Origin of the sequence: Methanoregula sp., from assembly GCF_052325125.1 — an archaeon.
Lineage (GTDB): Archaea > Halobacteriota > Methanomicrobia > Methanomicrobiales > Methanospirillaceae > Methanoregula.
Window position 1 is genome coordinate 1 of the sequence record NZ_JBKQWO010000010.1, and the last position, 22,763, is coordinate 22,763.

The 22,763-nt window shown below is 54.8% G+C and carries 23 protein-coding genes; 5 read left to right on the forward strand and 18 right to left on the reverse strand.

Annotated features, from left to right (window positions below):
• The first annotated feature begins 102 nt into the window (after positions 1–102).
• The 3 genes from ACLQMU_RS02225 (at position 103) to ACLQMU_RS02235 (ending at position 4,737) form a co-directional block, all read left to right on the forward strand.
• Entirely contained in the window at positions 103–2,883 is a 2,781-nt protein-coding gene (locus tag ACLQMU_RS02225) for an Eco57I restriction-modification methylase domain-containing protein (RefSeq protein WP_443673515.1), read from the forward strand.
• 494 nt (positions 2,884–3,377) lie between these two features.
• Entirely contained in the window at positions 3,378–3,761 is a 384-nt protein-coding gene (locus tag ACLQMU_RS02230; protein WP_424040420.1) for a VOC family protein, read from the forward strand.
• Positions 3,762–4,353: 592 nt separating this feature from the next.
• Positions 4,354–4,737, forward strand: coding sequence for a VOC family protein (locus ACLQMU_RS02235; protein ID WP_424040418.1), 384 nt, complete (start codon positions 4,354–4,356; stop codon positions 4,735–4,737).
• A gap of 127 nt (positions 4,738–4,864) precedes the next feature.
• On the opposite strand, the gene ACLQMU_RS02240 is transcribed toward ACLQMU_RS02235, so the two are convergent.
• The 9 genes from ACLQMU_RS02240 to ACLQMU_RS02280 all read right to left on the reverse strand — a co-directional run bounded on the left by ACLQMU_RS02240 (position 4,865) and on the right by ACLQMU_RS02280 (position 11,323).
• A complete protein-coding gene (locus ACLQMU_RS02240; protein ID WP_424040424.1) occupies positions 4,865–6,025 on the reverse strand; it encodes a TIGR04083 family peptide-modifying radical SAM enzyme in 1,161 nt (386 codons plus the stop codon).
• Between the two features lie 121 nt (positions 6,026–6,146).
• Entirely contained in the window at positions 6,147–7,013 is an 867-nt protein-coding gene (locus tag ACLQMU_RS02245; protein ID WP_424040417.1) for an Mrp/NBP35 family ATP-binding protein, read from the reverse strand.
• Between the two features lie 43 nt (positions 7,014–7,056).
• On the reverse strand, positions 7,057–8,652 hold the full coding sequence (atwA, locus tag ACLQMU_RS02250; RefSeq protein WP_424040415.1) for a methyl coenzyme M reductase system, component A2: 1,596 nt from the start codon (positions 8,650–8,652) through the stop codon (positions 7,057–7,059).
• 6 nt (positions 8,653–8,658) lie between these two features.
• Positions 8,659–8,865, reverse strand: a complete 207-nt coding sequence (locus ACLQMU_RS02255) for a DUF5320 family protein (protein ID WP_443673516.1) — start codon at positions 8,863–8,865, stop codon at positions 8,659–8,661.
• 136 nt (positions 8,866–9,001) lie between these two features.
• Positions 9,002–9,718: a DUF169 domain-containing protein gene (locus tag ACLQMU_RS02260; protein ID WP_424040422.1), complete on the reverse strand. Its 717-nt coding sequence runs from the start codon at positions 9,716–9,718 to the stop codon at positions 9,002–9,004.
• A gap of 109 nt (positions 9,719–9,827) precedes the next feature.
• Positions 9,828–10,184 (reverse strand): DUF134 domain-containing protein, encoded by a 357-nt coding sequence (locus ACLQMU_RS02265; protein WP_424040411.1) that lies wholly within the window; start codon positions 10,182–10,184, stop codon positions 9,828–9,830.
• Positions 10,185–10,230: 46 nt separating this feature from the next.
• Positions 10,231–10,551, reverse strand: coding sequence for a hypothetical protein (locus tag ACLQMU_RS02270; protein WP_424040409.1), 321 nt, complete (start codon positions 10,549–10,551; stop codon positions 10,231–10,233).
• 46 nt (positions 10,552–10,597) lie between these two features.
• On the reverse strand, positions 10,598–10,837 hold the full coding sequence (locus ACLQMU_RS02275; RefSeq protein WP_422149297.1) for a hypothetical protein: 240 nt from the start codon (positions 10,835–10,837) through the stop codon (positions 10,598–10,600).
• Positions 10,838–10,948: 111 nt separating this feature from the next.
• Positions 10,949–11,323: a NifB/NifX family molybdenum-iron cluster-binding protein gene (locus ACLQMU_RS02280; RefSeq protein ID WP_443673517.1), complete on the reverse strand. Its 375-nt coding sequence runs from the start codon at positions 11,321–11,323 to the stop codon at positions 10,949–10,951.
• A gap of 161 nt (positions 11,324–11,484) precedes the next feature.
• On the opposite strand from ACLQMU_RS02280, the gene ACLQMU_RS02285 reads away from it, so the two are divergent.
• Complete coding sequence (locus ACLQMU_RS02285) at positions 11,485–12,339, forward strand: MBL fold metallo-hydrolase (RefSeq protein ID WP_424040562.1); 855 nt, start codon at positions 11,485–11,487, stop codon at positions 12,337–12,339.
• Positions 12,340–12,459: 120 nt separating this feature from the next.
• Positions 12,460–12,948 carry a DUF2124 family protein gene (locus tag ACLQMU_RS02290; RefSeq protein WP_422149294.1) on the forward strand — a complete coding sequence of 163 codons (489 nt, stop codon included), beginning with the start codon at positions 12,460–12,462 and terminating at the stop codon, positions 12,946–12,948.
• A 430-nt stretch (positions 12,949–13,378) separates the two neighbouring features.
• Here ACLQMU_RS02290 and mcrA read toward each other — a convergent pair whose 3' ends face one another.
• From mcrA to hdrC, 9 genes are all read right to left on the reverse strand, one after another.
• Positions 13,379–15,064, reverse strand: a complete 1,686-nt coding sequence (gene mcrA, locus ACLQMU_RS02295; protein ID WP_422149293.1) for a coenzyme-B sulfoethylthiotransferase subunit alpha — start codon at positions 15,062–15,064, stop codon at positions 13,379–13,381.
• A gap of 6 nt (positions 15,065–15,070) precedes the next feature.
• The gene (gene mcrG / locus ACLQMU_RS02300) at positions 15,071–15,835 is read right to left on the reverse strand and encodes a coenzyme-B sulfoethylthiotransferase subunit gamma (protein ID WP_443673518.1); all 765 of its coding nucleotides are present in this window, start codon (positions 15,833–15,835) and stop codon (positions 15,071–15,073) included.
• Positions 15,836–15,853: 18 nt separating this feature from the next.
• Complete coding sequence (mcrC, locus tag ACLQMU_RS02305; protein WP_422149855.1) at positions 15,854–16,477, reverse strand: methyl-coenzyme M reductase I operon protein C; 624 nt, start codon at positions 16,475–16,477, stop codon at positions 15,854–15,856.
• On the reverse strand, positions 16,477–16,947 hold the full coding sequence (mcrD, locus tag ACLQMU_RS02310) for a methyl-coenzyme M reductase operon protein D (protein WP_422149854.1): 471 nt from the start codon (positions 16,945–16,947) through the stop codon (positions 16,477–16,479). The genes mcrC and mcrD overlap by 1 nt, the downstream gene beginning before the upstream one ends.
• 17 nt (positions 16,948–16,964) lie before the next feature.
• On the reverse strand, positions 16,965–18,278 hold the full coding sequence (gene mcrB, locus ACLQMU_RS02315) for a coenzyme-B sulfoethylthiotransferase subunit beta (protein WP_424039224.1): 1,314 nt from the start codon (positions 18,276–18,278) through the stop codon (positions 16,965–16,967).
• A gap of 389 nt (positions 18,279–18,667) precedes the next feature.
• Positions 18,668–19,087, reverse strand: coding sequence for a hydrogenase iron-sulfur subunit (locus ACLQMU_RS02320; RefSeq protein WP_422149337.1), 420 nt, complete (start codon positions 19,085–19,087; stop codon positions 18,668–18,670).
• Positions 19,088–21,241, reverse strand: a complete 2,154-nt coding sequence (locus ACLQMU_RS02325; RefSeq protein WP_424039221.1) for a 4Fe-4S dicluster domain-containing protein — start codon at positions 21,239–21,241, stop codon at positions 19,088–19,090.
• Positions 21,242–21,248: 7 nt separating this feature from the next.
• Positions 21,249–22,172, reverse strand: a complete 924-nt coding sequence (hdrB, locus tag ACLQMU_RS02330) for a CoB--CoM heterodisulfide reductase subunit B (protein ID WP_422149338.1) — start codon at positions 22,170–22,172, stop codon at positions 21,249–21,251.
• Positions 22,173–22,178: 6 nt separating this feature from the next.
• The gene (hdrC, locus tag ACLQMU_RS02335; RefSeq protein ID WP_422149339.1) at positions 22,179–22,760 is read right to left on the reverse strand and encodes a CoB--CoM heterodisulfide reductase subunit C; all 582 of its coding nucleotides are present in this window, start codon (positions 22,758–22,760) and stop codon (positions 22,179–22,181) included.
• Between the last annotated feature and the right edge of the window lie 3 nt (positions 22,761–22,763).

A 22,763-nucleotide genomic window follows, 5' to 3' on the forward strand; every position in this document is an offset into this window, starting at 1 on the left:
CCGGCTCGCTAATCTTTTAGTTGTCTCCTTGCTTTTTGGACTCACAATCGAATGTAAGGAGACAATGTACCTTAGATCTTTCGGTCATTGGTACCGTCTGTTTTGGATAGGATTTCTACAGAGCAAAATTTCGAGCAATTCGCGGTATATGATTGTACGATAAGACCCCTTGCAAACGATACTTTCTCAACAGCTCGTATTAAAAAATATTCGTATTTAGACTATCCAGAGAAATGGGATGAAATTTACAAAATATTTGCAAAAAAAAGTGTATATCGTGGCTCTTTTGATCAATTCGTTGACGCAAAGAAAGGAAAACATGGGACCACAACCGTCAATGAGGAGTTTTTAAAAGATATTGAAGACTGGCGTAAAGAAATTGCCCAAAATATCGCTATCAGAAATAACGATCTTACGAAAGAAGAAGTCAATCTATCAGTTCAGAAAATTATTGATCGGCTTATCTTTTTAAGAATTTGTGAAGATCGAGGGATTGAAAAATACGAAACCCTTAAACAATATCTCGAAGGAGATAATGTCTACCAAAAAATCTGCGAATTATTCAAGATCGCGGATGATCGCTACAATTCCGGGCTTTTTCATTTTAATAATGATGATGTCTTGGCAGAACCTGCAGATACCCTCACTCTAAATTTGAAAATAGACGATAAAGTTCTTAAAAACATTATTAAACGTCTTTATTTCCCGGATAGTCCCTATGAATTCTCTGTTATTCCACCTGTTATTCTTGGACAGGTCTATGAACAATTCTTGGGTAAAGTAATCCGGCTCACGGAAGGACATCAAGTAAGAATTGAACTTAAGGAGGACGTAAAAAAAGCAGGGGGTGTCTATTATACTCCCCAATATATTGTCGAATATATCGTCAAGCGTACCCTTGGGGAACTTGTTAAGGGTAAAACACAACGTGAAGTAGCAAAACTCCGCATTCTCGATCCTGCCTGTGGCTCAGGTTCGTTCCTTATTGGTGCATATCAGTATCTCCTTGATTGGCATCTTGAATGGTATCTGGCAAATTTGATCCCAAAATATAATGAGAAAAAAAATCTTTCAGATCCTTCAGTGAAAGCTCTTCTTCCGGAACCTGCTACACAGACAAAAAAGAAAAAAAATGCAGACCAAATAGAACTTCCCCTCTATAATACAGGATATAATAAGGACATCCCTTTGTTAGAGCGAAGACGTAGTAATTGGAAATTAACAACTGTCGAAAAAAAGCGCATCCTTATCAGCAATATTTTTGGTGTGGATATTGATCAACAGGCTGTTGAGGTAACCAAATTATCATTACTGCTAAAAGTGCTTGAAGATGAGAATGAAGAGAATATCTCAAAACAATTGAAACTCTTTGCGGAACGAGCTCTTCCCTCCCTAAACCAGAACATCAAGTGTGGGAACTCATTAATTAATACAGAAATTTACACGGATTCGCAATTTACACTTGATGGAAGTGAGATAACAAATATTAATGCATTTGATTGGAATCATGAGTTTTCTGACGTTATGAAAATGGGAGGCTTCGATGCAGTAATCGGAAATCCCCCCTATTTAAATATAGATGACACTTGGGGAAAGAACGATAACCGGTTAAGGGCAATAAAAAAGCAATATCCGGAAATTTACAACGACAAAACGGATATTTTATTTTATTTCCTTGCAAAAGGAGCAAGTCTGAGCAAAGGTTTTGTAAGTTTTATTGTTTCTAGGGCCTTCTTAGAGGCATTTAAAGCGGACAAATTACGAAGATATCTTACATCAAATTCAGCGATTAATGAAATTATAGATTTTCAAAATTTTTATGTATTCGAGGGAGTTGGAATTACAACCTGTATAATCACATTAGACTCACGTAAATCCCCTCAAAAAACTGTTGATTATAAATTACTGCAAAAAACATTGCCTTCGCTGGAGTTAGAGAGATATCTTAATGAGGATAAAATATTTGAACGGGTTGAGAAAGACCAAAAAGAACTGAATGATGCACCGTGGATATTTGCCTCTGATAATGTTGATAAAATTAATAAGAAACTCGACAATGCTGGGAAAAAAGTTGGAGACATTTTAGCTATTGGAAAAGGAATGGAAACCGGACTTAACGATGTCTTTGGAAAACGGTCTCTTGAAGAAATAAAAAAATGGGGGTTGAATAAAAGTCAATATTTCAAACGAGCAACCAATTCCGATATCCAACGATATTCAATTAATAATCGACAAGAATTTTTATTATATCTCGAAGAAGCCCCGAAATTAAAAGATTTACCTGAGGGGGTTCAAAATCATCTTAACGCTCATACGCCTGAATTAAAAGGAAGGGCAGCCTTCAAACGAGGGAATTGTGAATGGTGGAAATACACTTGGCCTTTGCATAAAGAATGGTATGACCGGCCCCGTCTCTTATGCCCATATCTTGCGGTTTCCAATCGTTTTGCATTGGATACTAATAAGGAATACTTAGGCCTTACTGATACGACTGTATTATTCGAAAATGGACAACCTGAAGATTTGAAATACATCCTTGGATTGTTAAATTCACAACTTTTGTCATTTAGGTTCCAGAGTATTGCTAAACTAAAAAGTGGTGGGATTAGAGAATATTTCTGGAATAGCGTTTCAAAAATCCCTATCCATACCATCAATTTCTCCGATCCCGCTGATAAAGTCCGCCACGATCGCATGGTTGAACTTGTCACCCATATGCTTGACCTTAACAAGCGGTTGCAAGATGCGAAACTTGAGCAGGATAAGATGCAGATCTCCCGACAGATTGTGGCTACTGATGCAGCAATTGAAAAACTAGTTTATGAGCTCTATGGTTTGACGGATGAGGAAATTGCAGTTGTGAAAGGTTATAGTAAGGATTAAACTATATTTTTCTGATCTGCCGGTACCAACAGAATTTTAGATATCTCCTCTCCCCTCATTCCCACTAATAAGGGGGGGTACCCCCCACCCGCCCGGCCACATGGGGGGGAGGGTGATCCCCTCCAGGAAAAAAGAGAAGGGGGGGGTAGGGGGATCACCCCCCTCCCCCCCTTGCCCGCAAAACGGCCCCTGTTTTGCATGGCCAAAACCTGTGGTTCGCGTGGAATTGCCGTCGTGAGTTCGCGTACTGGCGGATTTCCTGGATTGTCGCGTTCCGGCCCGGCCGGGACCTGAGGGGTAGGGGGGTGCCCCCCTCCGGGCCCGGCACATGGGTGGGGGGGTGATCCCCTCCAGGAAAAAAGAAGGAGGGGGGGTAGGGGGATCACCCCCCTCCCCCTCTTCCCTCCACACCACCCGTCACCCCTACCCCCCGGCGCCTGCGATGCCGGCCCGTATCCCTACCGCTAAATACCGCAACGGTACTATCTCTTCCCATGCCAAACCTCATGCACTTCATGATCCCGGCCGATGACGTGGACCGGGCCCGGCGCTTTTATTCCGCCCTCCTCGGCTGGCAGATCGAGCCGACAGCATCCCCCGAGACCATGGGAATAGCGGTGATGCAGTACCACGATATCACCACCGGGCCGGCGGCGGCTGGCACGCTGAACACCGGTGGGCTGTACAAGCGGCAGATGACCGAACCGATCCTGGATTTCGTGCAGGTCGACGATATCGACGCGGTGCTTGCAAAGGTGGCGGGCCTTGGCGGGACAATCCTGATACCCAAGACCGCAATCCCCGGCGTGGGGCACAACGCGATGATCCTCGACACCGAAGGGAACCTGTTCGGCCTCCTGATGCCGGAAAAGAAGTGAGCCGGGCGGTCCCCCGGATCCTGCCGGTGCGTTCTCCGCTTCCCGGTCGCGAAAATCTCCGCGTAAACCGCCCGGAATCCCCGTATCATAAGAAAGCGTATATCCCGGCATAAAGAGATTATCATTACGTGGCATAAACCACAATCAACGAAAAGGAAGTGATTACTACGTCAGTGAAGATTACCAAGGCAGTCGCCGCCGCGAAGAAGGCATCGGCAAACGCGAAGGCCGCTGCCAGTGACAAGAACACCAGCGCAAAGAAAGCGTAACCCCCATATTTTTTCAATTTTTACGTCGGGAAAAGCCCTGTCCTGAATCATAGTACACAGTACAGTGGAACGGAGAGGACCGTGCCTCTCCCCCGGACTGCCCCGCCGCTATGAGATGATCCCGGATTACCTTCTGAGGAACTATCGCAATTTGGGGGTGCCCACGCGGCGGGGGCGCGAGCCCCCAGAGAGCGTCGGTAAAAAATCCGGTTCCGGCGGGAGCTCTCGCGGTTTTTACCCCCCTTTCCGGGACGCACGGTTCCCTTTCAGATTTTGAAAACTGTCTCAACCCCTAAATACGATACCACGGTTATCACTGTCCCATGGCAAACATTGCATACTTCCAGATTCCGGCCGATAACGTCGACCGCGCAAAGCATTTCTACCACTCCCTCCTCGGGTGGAAGATCGAGCCGACCAAAACCCCGATGGACCCGGCGGTGGCCCCGATGCAGTACCAGGACATCGTCACCGGTAAGGCGGAGGAAGGCACGATGAACATGGGCGGGCTGTACAAGCGGCAGATGTCGAAACCCATCATCAATTTCGTGATGGTCGACGACCTCGATAAGGTCCTTGCAAAGGTGGAGAAACTGGGCGGTAAGACGATCGTCCCGAAAAATGAGATAAAAACCGTCGGGCTGATTGCGATCATCCAGGACACCGAAGGAAACGCCATCGGCCTCTGGAAGCCGACGATGAAGTAGTCGCCTCCGGCAGATCTCCCGGGAAGATCTCTCTTTTTACCGGGAGATACTTTCACGTCCGTACGACGGCCCGGAGCAGGGGACAGACCTCCCACGGAACCGGGGCCGGGCAAGGCCGTCGGGAATACTACCGCATCGCGTTCTTCCGCATCAGCATCATCACGCCGGGCTTCTGCGATCTCCCCGCGACCGGCGCACCAAACCCGCCCATCTCCATCGGCGGCGCATCGAACATCTCCCTGTTGAGCCGGTCGTTGATCTCATCGAAGATCCGGGTGTAGGCAACGCAGTGCGGGTCGACCCCTTCGATCCTCCCCGGCGTCGGCGCCATCGCGTTGTAGGGGCACCCGCCCCGGCAGTATTTGATATGCCTGCACTTCCCGCAGACCACATCCACGTAGTCCTTAAATGCGAGCATCAGTTTTCCCGCCGGTGACGCCATCAGGGTCTCGATGGACGGGCGGTCGGCGACGTTTCCCATCACGTACTCCGGCATCCCCACGAACCGGTAGCAGGGGTAGATGCTCCCGTCAGGGCCGATCGCAAACGTGCTCCCCATGCAGTCCACGTACGTGCAGACGCTGCCCCGCCGGGTGAACACGCACCGGCAGAGGTCGTTGATGTTCATCACCTCGATCTTGTCCATGTGGCCGAGCGCCTCGTCGAGAAGGTACACGAGGAGCTCGCCGTACTCCGCCGGTTCCAGCGCCCACTCCTTCGGGTTCTCGGACCGGAGCGACGGCAGCGCCGGGTGCAGCTTCAGGGTAAAGCCCTTGTCGAGGAAGAATCCGAAGATCTCCTCTTTTTTCTTCACCGATTTGTTCGTGAACGTGCAGATGAACCGCACGTCGAGGCCGTGGGCTTTTGCGATCTCGTAGCCCCGCATGCACTTCTCGTAATAGCCGTCCCCCCGCTGCGAATCGGTGATCGCCTCGGGTCCGTCGATGCTCGACCCGATGGGCACGTGATATGCCGCGAGGACATCGGCGATCTCCGGCGTCATGCGCCAGAGGTTCGTCTGCATCGCAAACTCCGGGTGCATCTGGGCGAGCCCGTCGGCAAGCAGTGGCAGCGCCTGCCGGTAAAAATCCGCCCCGGCAAGCAGCGGTTCCCCGCCGTGGAACGTGAACGTCACCCGGTCCCTATCCTCCCCGTTGAGCCATTCCACGATCTCTTTTACCGTGTCCACGCTCATAACCGGCGACCCCTCCTCCGAACTCCAGCAGTATTTGCACTTCGAGGGGCATCCCAGCGTCGGGATGATCATCACGTGGAACGGGTTTTTCATGAGGATTTTTCCTTTCATCAGGGGATAAGGGTTTTCATCCTTCCCCCTGCCCGTACCTAACGGCAAAAAAGATCAAAAAAGGGCGTACCCGGCGGGCGGGATACCCGGGCCGGCGGTGTTCTTACTTCTCGACCTCGCTGATCAGGTTCTCCATGACCGCATTCACGGCCCGCCAGGTCGGGGAATCTGCATGCCGGAGGATGTAGGGGCGGCCCTCGTCGCTCGCCTTGACCATTGCCGGATCGAGCGGGATCGCGCCCAGGAATGGGACGCCGAGGTCCCCGGCCGCCTTTTTTCCGCCCCCCGTGCCGAACAGGTCGATGGTCCCGCCGCAGTATGGACAGGCCATCCCGCTCATGTTCTCGATGACCCCGAGGACCGGCAGCTCCAGTTTCTCAACGAATTTTGCTGCCTTGACCGCATCCATGACAGCGACATCCTGCGGGGTGGTGACGATGACTGCACCCCTAACGTTCGGGGCCAGCTGGACGATCGTGAGCGCCTCGTCGCCGGTACCGGGCGGCAGATCGACGACAAGATAATCAAGGGCACCCCAGTTCACCTCCGCAAGGAATTGCTGGATGGCGCCCATTTTCATCGGGCCGCGCCAGACCACCGGGGTGCTCGTGTCCGGCAGCAGGAATGCCATCGACATGACCGCAAGGTTGCCGGTCACATGCACGGGCTCGATAGTGTTTGCGAGGACCGTCGGCCGCCGGTCTTCGATCCCCAGCATCTTGGGGATATTGGGGCCGTGAAAATCAAGATCGAGGAGCCCGACCTTTTTCCCGTGGTTGGCGAGAGCGTATGCAAGGTTCACCGAAACCGTGGATTTCCCTACGCCGCCCTTCCCGCTCAGGACAAGGATAACGTGTTTTACATCGATCTTCGCTTTCGGTGGCAGCCCGGTCGGGGCGCTGTGGGGTTGTGCCGAGGCACGCGTGCCGCAGTTCTCGGTACAGGCCTGGTCTTTCTGTTCTGGTGTCATGGTATCAAGTATCCGGTTCTGCGGGAATAATCATTGGTATCGTTCAATCGTGCCTCTCCTCCTCGGTCACGTGGGGAAGGACTTCGGCAGTCGGGCCGATCCTGATGATCTTCCCGCCCCGCATCAGGGCGAGCCGGTCGCAGATATCCCGCACGAAATCCATATCGTGGGAGACGACGACGAAGGTCTCGTCCATCTCGTCGCGTGCGTTCAGGATCGAGTGCTTCACGTCCTGCTTGGTGATTGGGTCCATCGTACCGGTCGGCTCATCGAGGATCACGAGGCGCGGTTCCCGGATCAGCACCTGCGCAAGCGCGACCCGGTGCCGTTCGCCATCGGACAGTTCTCCCGGGTACCGGTTCAGGATCGATTGTGCCTTCTCTTTGGAGAAACCCGCCATCATGAGCGTTGCCACAGCCTTGCGCTGCGCGAGCTCCTTGGGGAATTCGAGCCCGATGGAGTCGGTGAGGTTATCGAGGATCGTCCGGTGGGGGAAGAGGTCGTATTCCTGGTGCAGGAGGCCGATGTATTCCTTTGCCCTCCCCCGCTCGTTGATCCCGGGCTTTGTCATGTCCACCCAGTCATCCCCGATCAGGATGTTCATCTCCCCGCTCGTCGGCTCGATGATGCCGGCAATGATCTGGGAGAGCGTGGTTTTTCCCGCCCCGCTCTTTCCTATGATGCCGAAAATTTCCTTCCTCGCTACATCGAAGGTGACGGAATTTACTGCCCGCACCACGCCCCGGTCAACAGAGACGTACCGTTTGGCCACGTCCCGTGCAGAGAGAATCTTATCTCCCAGTTCCGCGGGTGCCGACTCCCCGATCTCCTGGTAGTCCTTCACGAACGAATGGATGACCTCTTTTGGCGAACCCATGGCGGCGATCTCGCCGTTCACGAGCAGCATCGCATGGTCCGCCATGTCTTCGATCACCTGCGAGAAATGCGAGGTCACCACCATGCCCATGGTGTTGCGCTGTGCCGCTTCGATGAGCATAGCGTGCACCAGCCGGGCGGTCTCCGGGTCGAGCGTCCCGGTCGGTTCGTCGGCAAAGAGCATCGCCGGGTTCTTTGCCAGCTGCCGGGCAAGCACGACCCGCTGTTTCTCGCCGCCGGAGAGGTCACGGGCGATATGCATCATACGGTGGGAGAGTTTCACCTGGTCGATCAGGTCGGCGGCCCGGTTGATCGCCTGTTCCTGTGGGTACCGGATATCATCGAGCGCGTGCAACACGTTCTCGATCACCCGGTCGTCACCATAGAGGGCAAACGTGCGCTGGAACATGATCGCGGTCCGGTTCATGACCCGGGACTTCATCCCGTCTGTTTTCTCGCCCCAGAGGTCGACATCTACGGCGACCAGCTCGCCGCCGCATTCCGGGCACCGGCTCCCGGCCCGGCTCTGGACGTCCATGAACGAACAGCGGTTGCAGGCGGCCATGTGGTAGACGACCGAGCCTTTTGACGGGGGCTGCTCGACACCCCTGAGAAGGTGCATTAAGACACTTTTTCCTGCCCCGCTCCTTCCTATGACCCCCATGATCTCCCCCTCCGGGATCTCAAACGAAACGTTGTTGAGGACCCGCGTATCAGCGAAGTCCATGCAGAGGTCGTTCACGCTGATGAATGGTTTTGGCATGGTTCTTTACGTCTCCGCTTGTACGTTATCCTTTGCCGGGTTTTTTTGGACCGGAGCATCCGGCTCCTGTTGCCTGTTCCCGCCAGCGTTCTTCCGGCAGGGTCCGCGCCCCCGCCCGATCAGTCTCCCGCGTTTTAACGGCCCGGTCCCATCAAAATTCGGCATGTACATCCATTCCAGATCTTTGCAGGGAATTATTACGCATATGAGCATAAAGATTTAAGGATCGGGATCCTACTAAAAAAAGTGCGGACGAGCCCTGCCATTCGTGCATCTCCCGATTGCCATGAAGGCACCGGCACGTATGGCACCGCTCATTTCGCCCGGGGATTCTGTCAGGTATGAAATGCTATTTTGAACCGGCGGCCCCGATGACGATCTTTAACGCGGCAGTAATCTCGGGGAGCATCTCGGCCGGGAAACCCATCACCAGCTCGTCGTCAGCAATGCCGGAGAACTTCCGTGAACCATCGCAGCCCAGCGAGAAGTTCGGTCTCCCGGTAAGATAGGTCTGTGCTGTGGCGTCCGAACAGACCGACTGGATGCCGGAGAACTCAGCATAGATCCTCCCGCCGAGCCGGAAGAGTGAACTCTGGGCGAGCTTGAGCATGTTCCTCGGGGTCGTCACGATCAGGATGACCTGCGGGGTAAAAGGGGTCTTTCCAAGGGGGGCATAGAGCGTGGCATACGTCTCGCCCGGGCCAAGATGCGTGACCTTCTCGATGGTCCGTTTGCAGGAGGCCGAGCTGTCGTACTTTCCCAGTTTAAAGTAAAACTCGCCATTCTTTAACGTCGGCGTTATCTCCCGCAACCCCAGCGACCATGCGCCGCCGTTGCACTCATGCTTTTCCGCGGGAGCGTAGAATATCTTTCCCTCGGTCCGGGCCAGGTTCACCATAGAACAGTGCCGGATGGTCTTGTCCAGTTCCACCATCCCGGCCGGGATATCCTCTTTTGATGGGGCGAATCTGAGGGCTACCGGAGATCCTTTCAGGCCCAGGAGTGTTGTTAAGGTTTCTGCGGCCTCACCGTAATTCACGGGTATTCTCATCGGTTCGTTGCTCATAATCATTACCTCGTACTCCTCGTTTCGGGAGGGGGTAAATACCCATATGAGCGAAACCATAAAAAGATGACGGAATTGCCATAAACGCCGTGAAAAAAGCGGTGATGGCTTAACGGGGACACTTCGGGCACCGGCCTTCTGCCGCTTTCTGGCAGCCGGCCATCTCGATCCCCTTCCCGTTCACCAGCGCATCGGCAATCTTGCGCCGGGCCTCGTGCAGGTCGCGCCATGCAGTCTTGCGGGATACCCCGAGTTTTTCAGCTGCTTCTTCCTGCTCCAACCCATCAAGGTCTATGAGCCGGATAAGCTCGATCTCTTCGGGCTGCAGGGAGATACCGGTCCCTTCCTCCTCCGGACAGCAGCAGGGTTTGTAGCAGCGTGATTCCGAAGTACCCGCAATGGTGCGCCTGAGGCGAGGTCTCCCCCGACGGGGGCATTCATTCCGGGCAGGAATCTCATCAGGCACGGTCGTACACTCCTTGATATAGTGTATCTGGAATAGTATAACAGGTTTACCGGGAGGGGTTGTTCTTACTGATGTATGCCTGCCGTGCGTGGTGTTGCCATGCCGGCCGTTCCTGCACGAGGTACCTTTTTATGACCCGGTAAGGAGGGGTTGTGTCCCGGAATTTTTCAACCCGCGTTACCCTGTACCGGCAGGCAGCAAAGGCCCCGTTGTGGTTCCTGCCCAAGAACCCGGAAATCGCCTGGCCTGACGGGCAGTCCTGCTGGACACAGGTACGGAGTTCCTGGACCGTAATCCAGCGTTCCGTGTATCCCCGCTCCTTCATGTACTGCTCGAGCAGATCGGGGATCAGAAAAGAACCGGGCATCAGTCTCGCCGTTTTCGTTCGGTCCGTCAGCGGTAAAAAGGATATTTTACTGGCAGCGCGGGCCATGCCCGCACCGGTGGGGAGCGTTTCCGGTATCATCATCGGACCGGCAGCAGCAGGTATCTCCGTATTTTAAGGGGGATGTGCAGGATTCCCGGTGGCTGACCCCGTCTTCATGCCGTTCGTGTTTTTCACCGCACGCGCAGGTGTGCTCATCAATGCACCCGCGTCGGGCGGGGGCTGCTGATTCATTGGTAGTGGCTGGAGTTGTTGTTGGTTCTGGCATTGGTTCACCCTGGAGTTGTTTTTGATATAATTACTCATATGCGCATAAATCATTTAAACTCTCGTACCCTGACATAAAAACCGGGAGGACCTGTACACTTTTCATCCCGGGCTACCTGGTACGACGTTCGGCGGGCTGTTCCGGTACCGGGCTTCCTGTTTTTCCTTTTTTTGTAAGGAGAAATTCCGAAAGCACCTCATGTACCGATCCTTCACTTTCACAGATATGGAGCTGGATATGGGCATTCATGAGGAGATTTCTCGCCTGGGTGCCTGCCCTGCCGGTGATGACCGTGGTAACATTGTGGGATGAAAGCAGCAGGACGGCATTCTGACCTATCTTCTGGTCGCTCACCGTAAAACCGTTCCGGATGGCATCAACCTGCCGGGTCCGGGTATCGAACAGTAAAAACCACGGGGCCCGGGCAAAATGAGGTTCAAACCCGCTTTCCGTATCCGGCCCCCGGGCTGTAATACAGATCTTCATCGTGTACCTCTACTTTATTACTCATATGAGCATAAATCATTTAAACTATCCTGTCCTTACATTGGGAGCCGGGGGTTCCCCGGGAATAGGCGCCCCAGCATGTTTTTCGGTACAATCCAGAAAAGAAAAGACTCATTTCCTTCACGGCGTCATATCTTTTTATGGCATCCCGGCTCACCCTCTCGGTACTTGTCGATAACAACACGTTCACGGACCGGTATTTCTCAGGCGAACCCGGGCTTTCGTTCCTCCTTGAAACCGACGAAAAGAAGATCCTGTTCGATACCGGGTATTCGGATGCATTCCTTGCCAATGCAAGGAACATGGGAACGGATCTTTTGGATCTGGATTATGTTATCCTGTCCCATGGACACTTCGATCATACGGGAGGGCTCGTCGCTCTTATCCGGCACCTTGCCGAATCGAAGATCAACCACATCCCTCATCAGGTACCTCACCTTGTTGCCCATCCTCTCTGCTTTTGCCCGCGGCCCAGGCCCCCGCTCCCCAATACCGGCTCTCCTTTGGGTGAAGAAGAAGTCCGGCGCCAGTTCCCGGTGAACCTCTCCTGTTCGCCGGTCTGGATCACCGGCGACCTGGTCTTTTTGGGAGAGGTTCCCAGGAGGTTCGCGTACGAGCGGACAGATCCGGGAACGCGGACAATTCTCTTGCCCGACGGCAGCACCGCCCCTGATTTCCTGCTGGACGATTCCGCCCTTGCGTTTCAATCCGGGGCAGGGCTTGTCATCATCACCGGCTGCTCGCATGCAGGGATCTGCAATATCGCGGAATATGCGCGGGAGGTCTGCGGGGAGAACCGGATTGTTGATATCATCGGGGGGTTTCACCTGGTTGGCCCGTCGCCGGAACAGCTGCAGGGTACCTGTGACTATCTCCGTAACGCTGTACCTGCGGCGGTGCATGCCTGCCATTGTACCTCCCTTTTTGCAAAGATCACGCTTTCCGGGGCATGTACTTTACAGGAGACCGGTGTCGGGTTAAGACTGGAATACTGACCTGCACGGTTTTTGCCCGCTTTTCCTGTTGCGCCGAATCCGGCCCCACGATCCTTGCGAATATGAACAGTGCCTCCATGGCGAAATTTTATCTCCTCCCAACCTGACTGTGGATCTATCATGACCAGCAAAGAGATCTTCCACGGTGTCCCCGGTATCCTGCGCCAATTCAAGGAATTTGTCGAGTCAAAGGGATTAAAGAATGGCGACCAGATTGTCTATTACGGTGTGCCGGGGACCTGTACGCCGTTTGTCGAACTGCTGGGGTTTGCCATCCGTTCCCTTGAACTCGAACAGGTCTTCGTTCCCATGATCGATGAGAGCAAGGCGCACACGATCCAGAATATCGCAGATATCGGCATGCAGGCCCGGGATGCCCCCACGGCTCTTCATCCCAAAGCAATTGTTATCATGGGCGGGCTCTCCATGCCCAATGTGCCGGTGAAAGCAGAGCAGGTGAAGGCCGTAATTGACAGGCATCCCGGTGCAGCAGTTATCGGCGTCTGCTTCATGCATATGTTCGAGAAGGCCGGGTGGCTGGATGTTGTCTCGTTTGACTGCCAGATCGATGCAACGATTGATCCTGTTGAAGTTACCAAGAAACTCTGATGGGATGCTGGACTTCCCTGATCTTAATGGATAAAAGCGATTTAATGCCACTTTTTGTAAGCCAAAAGATATGACTCTGGGCCGGGAACCAGAAGATATGGGCGCACGGGACTGCGCACCCTTTCTCATCCCGTTGGTTATTCACTTTTTTCGAGTTTATTCAGGCGTCTTCGTGAAGTATCTTTGCAATGCCCACATTTGTCGGCCCGCGTCCCGACTTTCAGCCCGGATTTCTTTGCGTCATCGATCATATCTGCGGTGACACAAAGGACCGGTTTACAGGGCTCTGCACGATGAAATGTGCCTGATGGAAAAAATTCCGGGTACATCCCTGTGATGGGGGAATAGCGAACGGCTCCTCTACAGTGAAGATCCTCGTATCAGGGAGAATCACAAAAAAGAAAAAAAATTTGGTTGGGGACGATCGTGCTTACCTTGCGGGGATGATCAGTGAGCGCTCGCCGGCGGGCATAAACTCGCGGATTGCACCCTTTGCGAACTCGCGGCGTGGTTCGGCAAAGTCGAACTTGAGCGACGGGTCGGCAAACGTGATCTTCATGAGCGGGGACAGGGTCCAGGCATCCTGGCGTCCATAGTGAGCGGCAGCTGCAATTGCAGCGTACTCTCCCTGGTGTCCGACGTTCATTGCGTAGTTCGGGTAGTTCGGGCCGCGGAGCTCTCCGATACAGCCTTCGTCGGGCCGGACGGACATGCAGTTCGCGGAACCGCACTGGTCCTGCAGGTCGTAGCCGAAGAAGCCGAGACGTGACCAGCCTTCCTTGTGCAGGAGCATCGACATGTACCAGCCGTTCAGGCCTGCATTGGAGTTTGCCGTTGCAAGTGACGCGGAAATACCTGATGCTGCTGCAAGGACGGACGCACGCTGGGAACCGCCGAAGTGGTCCTCGAGGGTGGTCGGGTACGTCTCGTACTGCTCCATGCCGTAGAGCGTGACTTCGGATGCAATATCGCTGACTGCTTCCTGGGTCGCCTTTGCCTTTCCGAGACCGCCGTGGTTTTTCTTGACGTAGTCAAGACCGTAGTAGCAGTAGTCGTCGAGGATGTTGTCGGTGTATGCAGCGGTTGCATACTGGGTGAATCCGACACCGCCGGACATGTAAGATCCGAGCCAGATCTGGTCGAAGAGCATGGTACCTGCACCGACGACTTCAAGGGATGCCTTGACGGGGTCGTTGGGGTACTTGCGGTCTGCCTGGATCATGTCGGCGAAATGTCCGAACTTGATGCCACCTGGCTCGTTCGGGCCACGTGCACGGCGGGCGGGCAGGATATCTGCCATCTGGATGACACCGGCATGCTTTGCCGCGAATGCAAGGTCGGCGACTGCTGCCTCACCGGCGCACATCTTGTACGCTCCGATAAAGGACATACCGATCTGCATTGCAGACCAACGGGAGGTCGTTCCACCGTCGCAGGTCCTGCTGACGGTTGTCGGGATGTGGACTGCCTGCCACATGGACTTGCCGACTGCGGCCTTGAGGGCGGCTGCCTGCTTTGCCGGGAAGAGCTTGTCGAGGTTTAAGACGAACTGGGGCTCGAGGTCGTCTGCCATCTCGTCATCGCCGGTGAAGACTTTGACGTAGCAGTCGTCGACGAGAGCCGGGTGGGTCTCGACCATGTGTTCCTGAACGACTGCTGCGCCGGGCATCGCGTGGTTTAAGACGTGGAGGTACTCGTTGATGGTCTCAGGAGTAACTTCCTTTCCCAGACGTTTCTGGAGGGTGCCGTGGGCGAGGTCGAGGCCAACGATGATCGTCCGGCGGATGTCGTCCCACATCTGCTGCATTGCAGCGTTGTTGACAAAGTGAAGGTCATCGCCCTCGACAAAGACGCCGGTGCCGGAGACTTCGTAGGTCATCAGCTGGCGCTGGCCGAGCGGGATACCACCACAGTGGCAGCGCTTCGGGTCATAACCGGAGATGCCGCGTTCCATCGCGACTTTCTGGCCTTCCTTTAAGAACTCCATCTTGCGCGGGGACTGCTCGAGACCTTCGCGGGCGAACACGGTTGAGGTTGCCTGGGGGTCTTCTGCAAACTTCTCCTTCATTGCCTTCAGGAAGAGCTTCTGGGTCCTTTCGATTTTTGCCTTTGCCATGTCTTATCACTCCTTTGGCATGAAGCCGTATTTTACCCTCAGCGCGTGGATGCGCTGGATGTATTCAACGTATTCTGCGTCGTCGCGGAAGCCGGTACCGACAAGCGAGTGGTACATGGTGGTGTGCGCCTTGAGCCACTTCGCGTCCATTGCCTTGCCGACCTTGACTTCGGAGTCGAGGGGGACGCCGACCTGGTCCTTGACGTACTTGATCATGCCCGATTTCTTGTCGATGACAAAGCGCTGGAGCATATCGAACATCATCCCGTTCTCGTCGAGACGGAGGGAGTGTCCGTGCACGGTACAGCCACGGATGCCGGTGAGTGCTGCATCGAAGAGCTCGGTGTTGATGAGTTCCTTTGCATATTTCTCGAGATCTCTCTCACGGCATTCGACGATCTGACGGCCGGACAGCGTACCCGGGTCAATGCCGCGGAAGCGGTAGGACTCGAGCCAGGATCTCTGGTACGGCTGGCAGGGAGCGTTGTACATCGAGTCGGTGAACTGGATGTAGCGGACGCGGTCGCCGGCCTTTGCGCCGTCGGTCGGGGTCACGAGCTTGCGGATCGGGCAGGCTGGTTCCTGCTGCTCGGCGAGTGGCGGGTGTGCGGATGGATATGCTGCACCGGGTGCCTTGTGTCCCATGACGAGGACGACGTCCTTGTCCGTTACATCACGAAGCTTTTCCAGCTTGTGAGTGGGGTCCAGCTGCTTGCGCCTGTTCTCGGCGACCTGCGTCTGGCCGGGACAATACTGGGGTTTGTATGCCATTGTCTAATCACTCCAATGTTACTTTTTTTTCACGATTCTCATGACAGATGAAATGACTTCCGCCATCTTCTCACGCGTGGGGGTCTGACCCCGGGTCACGCCGCTCACGATCGCCATCACCGTACCTTTCGTACGGATCCGGTCGGCCGGGGGCATCACTACGGCAGTCTTCACGCCCTCTTTCGCGAGATCCTCATAATCAATCGGGGATTGGGAAACGACAATTGCCTTCACGTCGCAGGCCTCGAGAATAAACCGGACCTTGTGCACCACATGGGATCGGACATTCCCATGGTGAAGTATGGCAACCTTGTGTTTCTCAATCTGCGCAATCTCCTTGTCAGTAAGCCCGAAGTAGGCGCCGATGACGCCGCCGGCAATATTGGGGGCGTCCGGGGGGACGCCGCTGCCGGCGTTCAGTACAAGGGTACTGATACTGTATTCGACGCCCTGCTGTCGCAGCCCCGAGGTGATGTCGCACACCGGTTTTGTGACGTGGCGGCGTCCTGGGGACATTCCGACCACGATCACGTCCGGGTACCGGCATTCGGAGATGGTGCCCCGCTGGGCAATCCCGCCTCCTTTACCCATGCCCATCGCCTCGCGGCAGTCAACAACCTGGGTTACTCGTCCCATTGGCATTATTTGATTCCCTGAATGATAGTGGGTCTGGACTTGCTGCTTGGATCAGCCAGTCCGAGGATCGATGTGTCCGCATCCGGGCCGTACTTGCAATAATCGACAAGCGAGGGCTCGGTCTTCATGAACTTCCCTTCCTGGATCCGGAAGGAGAAATGGGTGAAGATCTGTTCGCATGCGGTCTTCAGTGCGGGAATCACGTCGCGGTTCTCAAGCTCGAGGAGCACCGTACCCACGTGAACATGCAGATCGATTTCCTGGTCGCCGACATGGATTGGCCTCCTCATCGTATGAGGGTTCGCCAGTCCTTTGGCGGGCCCGTAGGTAATGGTAACAGGAAGGCGGGGCCCGTTGAGGACCATGCGCCTGATACCGGGAAGTTCGACGAGCTTGTTCAGCAGGTGCTCGGTTGTCTCGGGATTAAGCAGCCGCTCGGTGACAATCCTGCACTGGGGGAACGTGGCTTTGGTCATTCGTATCCTGAAAGGGATTATACACCCTTTGCGATCGTCTGCATCGGTTTCTTGAACGCATCGATCTGCCCGAAAGTGTCCTGGTAAACCTTTGAGGTAGCCTCGGGGCCGAACATCTGGGTACCTGCATCAAGTGCGCATGCTGCGACGATACAGGGCATACCGACACCGGCTGCGTGACGGGTAACGACGTGGTTGCCGTTGAATCCGCCGGGGCCGCCGCCACCGTAGATCGAGTGGCTGAAGAACGAGAACCCGACTGCGACACCCATCGTGCGACCGAAGTCGGAGCCTGGGAGGCCGGTCTCGTGCTCGAGCAGATCGTTGAAGTAGAGCAGGGTTGCGGAAACTGCCTGTGCGAACCGTCCTGCACCGCAGTTGACCATGGTCGCTGCGAGGGTGCCTGCGGATGCGTAGGCGTTCCAGAGCATCGGATCCTTGGTGTCGTAGAAGATGTAGCCGCTCTTGCCCTTCTTGCCTGCCTTGATGACCTTGTCCTCAATGGCACGCTCGACGAGGCTCTGCACAACAGTACCGATGGTACCGGTCTTGCCGTTCTTCTTGACGAGGTCGTAGACGATGTTGTTTGCATTCAGGCCCTGGTACCCGTAAAGCAGGAGCTGGGCACGCTCGAACGGGCCGATTGCTGCGCCCATCTCGAATTCTCCGGCCTGCTCGAAGGTGGCCGAGAGTGCTGCACCCTGGATTGCATTCCGGTGGGTCATCATGACAGCGTGGTTTGCCGGGATGTTACGGAGTGCATAGCCGAGGCCTTCGTTGTTCTGCGGGATGGACAGGATCGAGACGACATTGCCGCCCTGCATGTCCATGGTCTGCGGGTAGGTACCCCAGACTGCGCCCTTGACGTAGGAACCATCGAACATGCCGACCTTGTACTGCTCGATAAGCGCGTAGGTGGTCGCTGCTGCAACGGATGTGGATGTCGCATCGTAGGTTGCTGCTGCGTTGATACGTGCAGACGGAACCTCGACAAGAAGCATTTTGCCACCGGCGACCTTCGTGATCTTGGTGTTGTCGCCCTCGGTAACCTGGACCATGCTCTTGATCTTGGCTGCGAGTGCATCGCAGTCCTTGACGCAGCTGCAGCTCATGCTGCGGCCGAGGATCTGGTTCGACTTGCCGCCCATCTTACCGGTCTTGAGTGCTTCCTCAATACCCCCGAGGTTGACTGCCACGGTCCTCTTGGTGAGGTCGATGAGCTCGAGAGCACCCTTGTTGGTCAGCGGACTGATCTTGTCAATCGTGACGTTGCTCTTTAAGAGCTTCCCCTCATCGTCGTAGAGGTCGATTGTGTCTTTATATTTTGCCATGTAATTTCCTCCAAATTGACTTTTAACTGCTGTACGGTACGAGAACTGAACGCTGGTAGTCACTAACAGAAGTCACTGGTAATGAATGAAAGTCGCTATTGCACGTCCCCTAGATTGGGACATTGAATAATTCCCAATTTCCCCTTATAAGCGTTCCGATTTTATCTCGAAAAGTTTTTTTATATAACTGTAAAAATATTACATAAAAATGAAGGAATGTTCAAATATTACATATATACGACCTTTCATTGTTTTACACAGTACGACTATTTTTTAAAAAAGTGTTATGATATCTTATACTATGTTAAAAAATTACCTGTTTTTCGGTGCGCTCTTTTATAAAAAATATTGGTTTGTGACAGGTCCTGGTGAGGGATCCTTGGCAGGGTTTACTTGTTCTCCGTGAGTGGGCTCGGCCCGAGCTCTTTGACGGTATTAACGACGTTTGTCACGACTTTTGCCCATTTCGCACCTTCCGATGCAGAGACAAACGTCATCCGGAACCGGCGGTCGTCAAGACCGATGCTCTTCATCAGCCTCTTGACCATGAACATCCTCTTTGCCGCCTTGTAGTTGCCCTCAAGGTAGTGACAGTCCCCGAAGTGGCACCCGGAGATGAGGACACCGTCCGCCCCATCGGCAAACGCCTTGAGGACGAAGAGGGAGTCGAGACGACCGGTGCACATCACACGGACAATCCTGATGTCCGGGGGGTACTGGATACGACCCCCGCCGGCAAGGTCGGCTCCTGCGTAGGAACACCAGTTGCAGACCATGCCGAGGATCTTGGGTTTCCATTCGTCAGACATTTACTGCTCACCTCCGAGCAGGAATGCATCGATCTGGGCAACGATCTGGGGGGTTGCGAAGTGGTTCATCCAGATAGCTCCACCGGGACAGAAGCCACCGCAGGTACCGCAGCCCTTGCACTTTGCCTCCGTAACCTGCATGACCGTCCTTCCGTCTTTTTCCACGAGGGAAAGGGCGCTGTAGGGGCAGAGGTTCACGCACATGCCGCAGCCGGCACATTTCTCTTCGATACAGGTTGCGAAGTACGGCTCGAGTTCGACTTCTCCCTTGTGGATCGGGATGCTGGCCGCTGATGCCGCACCTTCCGCGGATGCTACCGTGTCTGGGATATCTTTTGGTCCCTGGCAGACACCGGCAAGGAATACACCGGCAGTGGTGGTTCCGCACGGGTTCAGTTTCGGATGCGCCTCAAGGAGCCAGCCGTCCATGGAGCAGGAGACACCGAAGAGTTTCCTGGTCCTGTTGGTATCTGCCTTGGGCTCGATTGCGGCAGCGAGCACGACAAGATCGACTTCCATATCGACCGGGCGGTCAAGCAGGGTATCGTCAGCATAGACATGGAGGTTCTTGGTCTTGGGATCCTCGAGGATGTTTGCCACGCGTCCGCGGATGAATTTTGCGCCCTCATCCTGAATACGGTAGTAGAATTCCTCGTACGCCTTTCCGAACGACCGGATATCCATGTAGAAGATGTAGGGAACACATCCGGGGATCTTCTCGGTGATCTGGTGCGCATGCTTCAGGGAGTACATGCAGCAGAAACGGGAACAGTACGGCTTGCCGATGCCAGTGTTGTCACGTGACCCTGCACAGAGCACGAAGGCCACGCGTTTGGGCGTCTCGCCGTCGCTCGGGCGGATGAGGTGGCCGCCGGTCGGGCCGGATGCGCAGATGAGCCGCTCGAATTCGAGGCTCGTGATGACGTTCTCGTACCGCTTGTATCCCCACTCCTCTTTCTTCTCGATGGGGAAGATATCGTACCCGGTCGCGAGGATGACGGTACCGACCTTGACCTTGATGAATTCGTCCTTGGATTCGAGGTCAATGGCCCTCTTTTCGGGACCACAGGCGGTCACGCACAGGCCGCACTTGATACAGGAGTTGAAGTCGATCGTGTACAGGAGGGGGACGACCTGCGGGTGGTTGATATAGATGGCTTTCCTCGGCTTCATGCCGATTTCGAACTCGTTGGGCTTGATAACCGGGCAGACTGCATCACAGTCACCGCAGCCGTTACAACCGCCGCCGACAATTCCCTTGGCTTCCGCTTCATTGGGCGTCATCACGCCGCGTGCCTTCTTGCGGACAGTGACCTCGAAGTTACCGATGTACCCTTCTACTGCGTCAATCTCCGAGTAGGTCATCAGGTCGATCATTGTAGCCCTCCCAACGTCCACCATCTTCGGAGTAAGGATGCACTGCGAACAATCGAGTGTCGGGAACGTCTTGTCCAGCTGGGACATACGCCCTCCGATACTGGTGTCGGACTCTACGAGATAGGTCTTGATCCCCGCTGCAGCAAGGTCAAGGGCTGCCTGCATGCCGGCGACTCCTGCACCGACGACCATAGCGGCCTTTTCGACCGGCACAGTCTTCGGGAAGAGGTCCTGGAGAAGTGCAGCTTTTGCCACTGCTATCCTGATCGCATCCTTGGCCTTTTCGGTTGAACCTTCGCGGTCGTGCATGTGCACCCACGAGTTCTGCTCACGGATGTTTGCCATCTCGAACCGGAACGGGTTCAGGCCGGCTTCCTTTGTTGCTGTCCTGAAGGTCGGTTCGTGGAGACGGGGCGAGCACGCAGAAACAACGACCCCGGTAAGGTGGTTCTCCTTGACTGCCTTGCTGATCACAGCCTGCCCTGGCATCGAGCACATGTACTTGTAGTTGTCGACATAGGCGACATTCGGGAGGGTTTTTGCATATTCCTGCACGGCCGGGATATCCATCGATCCGGCAATGTTGGTACCGCAGTGGCAGATGAAGACACCGATCCGGGCTTCCTGCTTGGTGGTGGCGCCGGGTGCTGCGACTGCCTTCGCTGCCGGTACGGGAGCCTGATTCTTGACTTCCTGTTTCACGGGAGCCTCCTTTTTGGCATCCTGCTTCTTTGTCTCGGTTTTTTTGGTAGTTGTTTTCTTCTTTTCAACCATCATTCCCACCTCACAGCACCTTCTGCAGGAATGGTTCGCAGCTGATCCCGTGCAGGTCAAGCCCGAGTTCCTGCGGGCTCATTCCCTGTGCCAGTCCGAGCAGTTCTGCAAAGTGCAGCACCGGTAAGTCATAGCTGACACCGAACTTTTCCTTGATCTCAATCTGGCCGCGGTCAAACTGGAGCTGGCAGAACGGGCAGATGTCTGTCAGTGCATCCACCTTTGCCTCTTTGAGGTTGATCAGCTTCTCGTTGGTGATATCCAGCGAGTGGACGATATCGTACCCGCGGACCCCGCCGCCGGCGCCGCAGCACTGCATCTTGTTGCGGTATTCGACCGGCGTCGCACCGAGTGCAGCGACCAGCTCTTCCATCCAAGTCGGGTGCTCGGTGTTTAACATGACCTCCTTTTCAAACTCCCTGTCCTTGTGGGGCTTGGTCAGGTGGCAGCCGTAGTGGACGGCGATGCGTGCACCGGTGAGGGGATTTACCACGGAGTCCTTGATCTTGTTGACCCCGACGAACTTGTCGTTGTACAGGAGTTCGGCGATGTGGTAGACATTGATGGACCCCTTGTACTCCATGTCAATCTCCTTGAGCACTTCGTTGACGCCATCGCGGAGATCCTGGTTGTGCTTGAGCTTGTGGTTGACTTCCCAGATCGACTTGTAGCAGCCATTACAGAGGAGTGCGATATCGGTCTTCATCTGCTCGGCGAGCACAAGGTTGCGGGCTGCCATTGCATAGAAAACGTTCAGGTCGATAGAACCGAATGCACCGGGGGCCGGGCAGCAGCTTGCTCCCTTGAGGGGAACCAGGTCGATGCCGAGTTTCTTGCAGCCCTTGATGGACGCCGCCTCGCAACCGGGATACCGGTTCGGTGCAATACAGCCGAGATAGAATGCGAACGTGTGGTTTGCTTTTGATTCTGACATGGTGCCTTATCCCTCCCGTTCCTTGACTATCCTGTCGGCATTTTCCTTGAGATGGTAGTGGTCAAGGATCTTCCTGATGCCGGGTATATATTCCGGGTACATATGGGTGGTCGGCGGGTCGCGGGTGAGTCCGAGTTTCTCCCGGGCTGCACGGTTGACGTCGTTGTTGGGCACGCCATGGCCGGAGCTGTAGATTGCCTGCACGGTCTTGAGGAAGTTCACCGGTACGATATCGTGGGTGAATGCCATGTTCCTCATGGCCATTATGACATCCGTGGGAGCGATGTCACGCGGGCACCGGTCGGTGCAGCTGTAACAGGTGGTGCAGAGCCAGAGATCGGGATCGGTCAGCGCCTCGTTCTCTAACCCGAGGACGGACCTCCTCATGAACTTCCGGATCCGGTAGGTGCTCCGGGGTGCTGACGGGCACGAGCCGGTGCAGGTGCCGCACTGGTAGCACATGTGGGCGATGGTACGTGAAATGCCTTCGACCCTTTTGGTAAAGTCGGGTGACGAGTCTTCACGGAAATACCGCTGATCGTGGAGTTTCTTCTCCAGCGCTTCCGGGTAACCTTTTGATCTTGCCATATT

Bases quoted from the DNA above. Each gene is read 5' to 3' on its own strand.
- ACLQMU_RS02230 (WP_424040420.1), top strand. From the start codon at position 3,378: ATGCCAAACCTCATGCACTTCATGATCCCGGCCGATGACGTGGACCGG.
- ACLQMU_RS02235 (WP_424040418.1), top strand. From the start codon at position 4,354: ATGGCAAACATTGCATACTTCCAGATTCCGGCCGATAACGTCGACCGC.
- ACLQMU_RS02240 (WP_424040424.1), bottom strand. From the start codon at position 6,025: ATGAAAAACCCGTTCCACGTGATGATCATCCCGACGCTGGGATGCCCC.
- ACLQMU_RS02245 (WP_424040417.1), bottom strand. From the start codon at position 7,013: ATGACACCAGAACAGAAAGACCAGGCCTGTACCGAGAACTGCGGCACG.
- atwA (WP_424040415.1), bottom strand. From the start codon at position 8,652: ATGCCAAAACCATTCATCAGCGTGAACGACCTCTGCATGGACTTCGCT.
- ACLQMU_RS02255 (WP_443673516.1), bottom strand. From the start codon at position 8,865: ATGCTCATATGCGTAATAATTCCCTGCAAAGATCTGGAATGGATGTAC.
- ACLQMU_RS02260 (WP_424040422.1), bottom strand. From the start codon at position 9,718: ATGAGCAACGAACCGATGAGAATACCCGTGAATTACGGTGAGGCCGCA.
- ACLQMU_RS02270 (WP_424040409.1), bottom strand. From the start codon at position 10,551: ATGCCCGGTTCTTTTCTGATCCCCGATCTGCTCGAGCAGTACATGAAG.
- ACLQMU_RS02275 (WP_422149297.1), bottom strand. From the start codon at position 10,837: ATGCCAGAACCAACAACAACTCCAGCCACTACCAATGAATCAGCAGCC.
- ACLQMU_RS02280 (WP_443673517.1), bottom strand. From the start codon at position 11,323: ATGAAGATCTGTATTACAGCCCGGGGGCCGGATACGGAAAGCGGGTTT.
- ACLQMU_RS02285 (WP_424040562.1), top strand. From the start codon at position 11,485: ATGGCATCCCGGCTCACCCTCTCGGTACTTGTCGATAACAACACGTTC.
- ACLQMU_RS02290 (WP_422149294.1), top strand. From the start codon at position 12,460: ATGACCAGCAAAGAGATCTTCCACGGTGTCCCCGGTATCCTGCGCCAA.
- mcrA (WP_422149293.1), bottom strand. From the start codon at position 15,064: ATGGCAAAGGCAAAAATCGAAAGGACCCAGAAGCTCTTCCTGAAGGCA.
- mcrG (WP_443673518.1), bottom strand. From the start codon at position 15,835: ATGGCATACAAACCCCAGTATTGTCCCGGCCAGACGCAGGTCGCCGAG.
- mcrC (WP_422149855.1), bottom strand. From the start codon at position 16,477: ATGCCAATGGGACGAGTAACCCAGGTTGTTGACTGCCGCGAGGCGATG.
- mcrD (WP_422149854.1), bottom strand. From the start codon at position 16,947: ATGACCAAAGCCACGTTCCCCCAGTGCAGGATTGTCACCGAGCGGCTG.
- mcrB (WP_424039224.1), bottom strand. From the start codon at position 18,278: ATGGCAAAATATAAAGACACAATCGACCTCTACGACGATGAGGGGAAG.
- ACLQMU_RS02320 (WP_422149337.1), bottom strand. From the start codon at position 19,087: ATGTCTGACGAATGGAAACCCAAGATCCTCGGCATGGTCTGCAACTGG.
- ACLQMU_RS02325 (WP_424039221.1), bottom strand. From the start codon at position 21,241: ATGATGGTTGAAAAGAAGAAAACAACTACCAAAAAAACCGAGACAAAG.
- hdrB (WP_422149338.1), bottom strand. From the start codon at position 22,172: ATGTCAGAATCAAAAGCAAACCACACGTTCGCATTCTATCTCGGCTGT.
- hdrC (WP_422149339.1), bottom strand. From the start codon at position 22,760: ATGGCAAGATCAAAAGGTTACCCGGAAGCGCTGGAGAAGAAACTCCAC.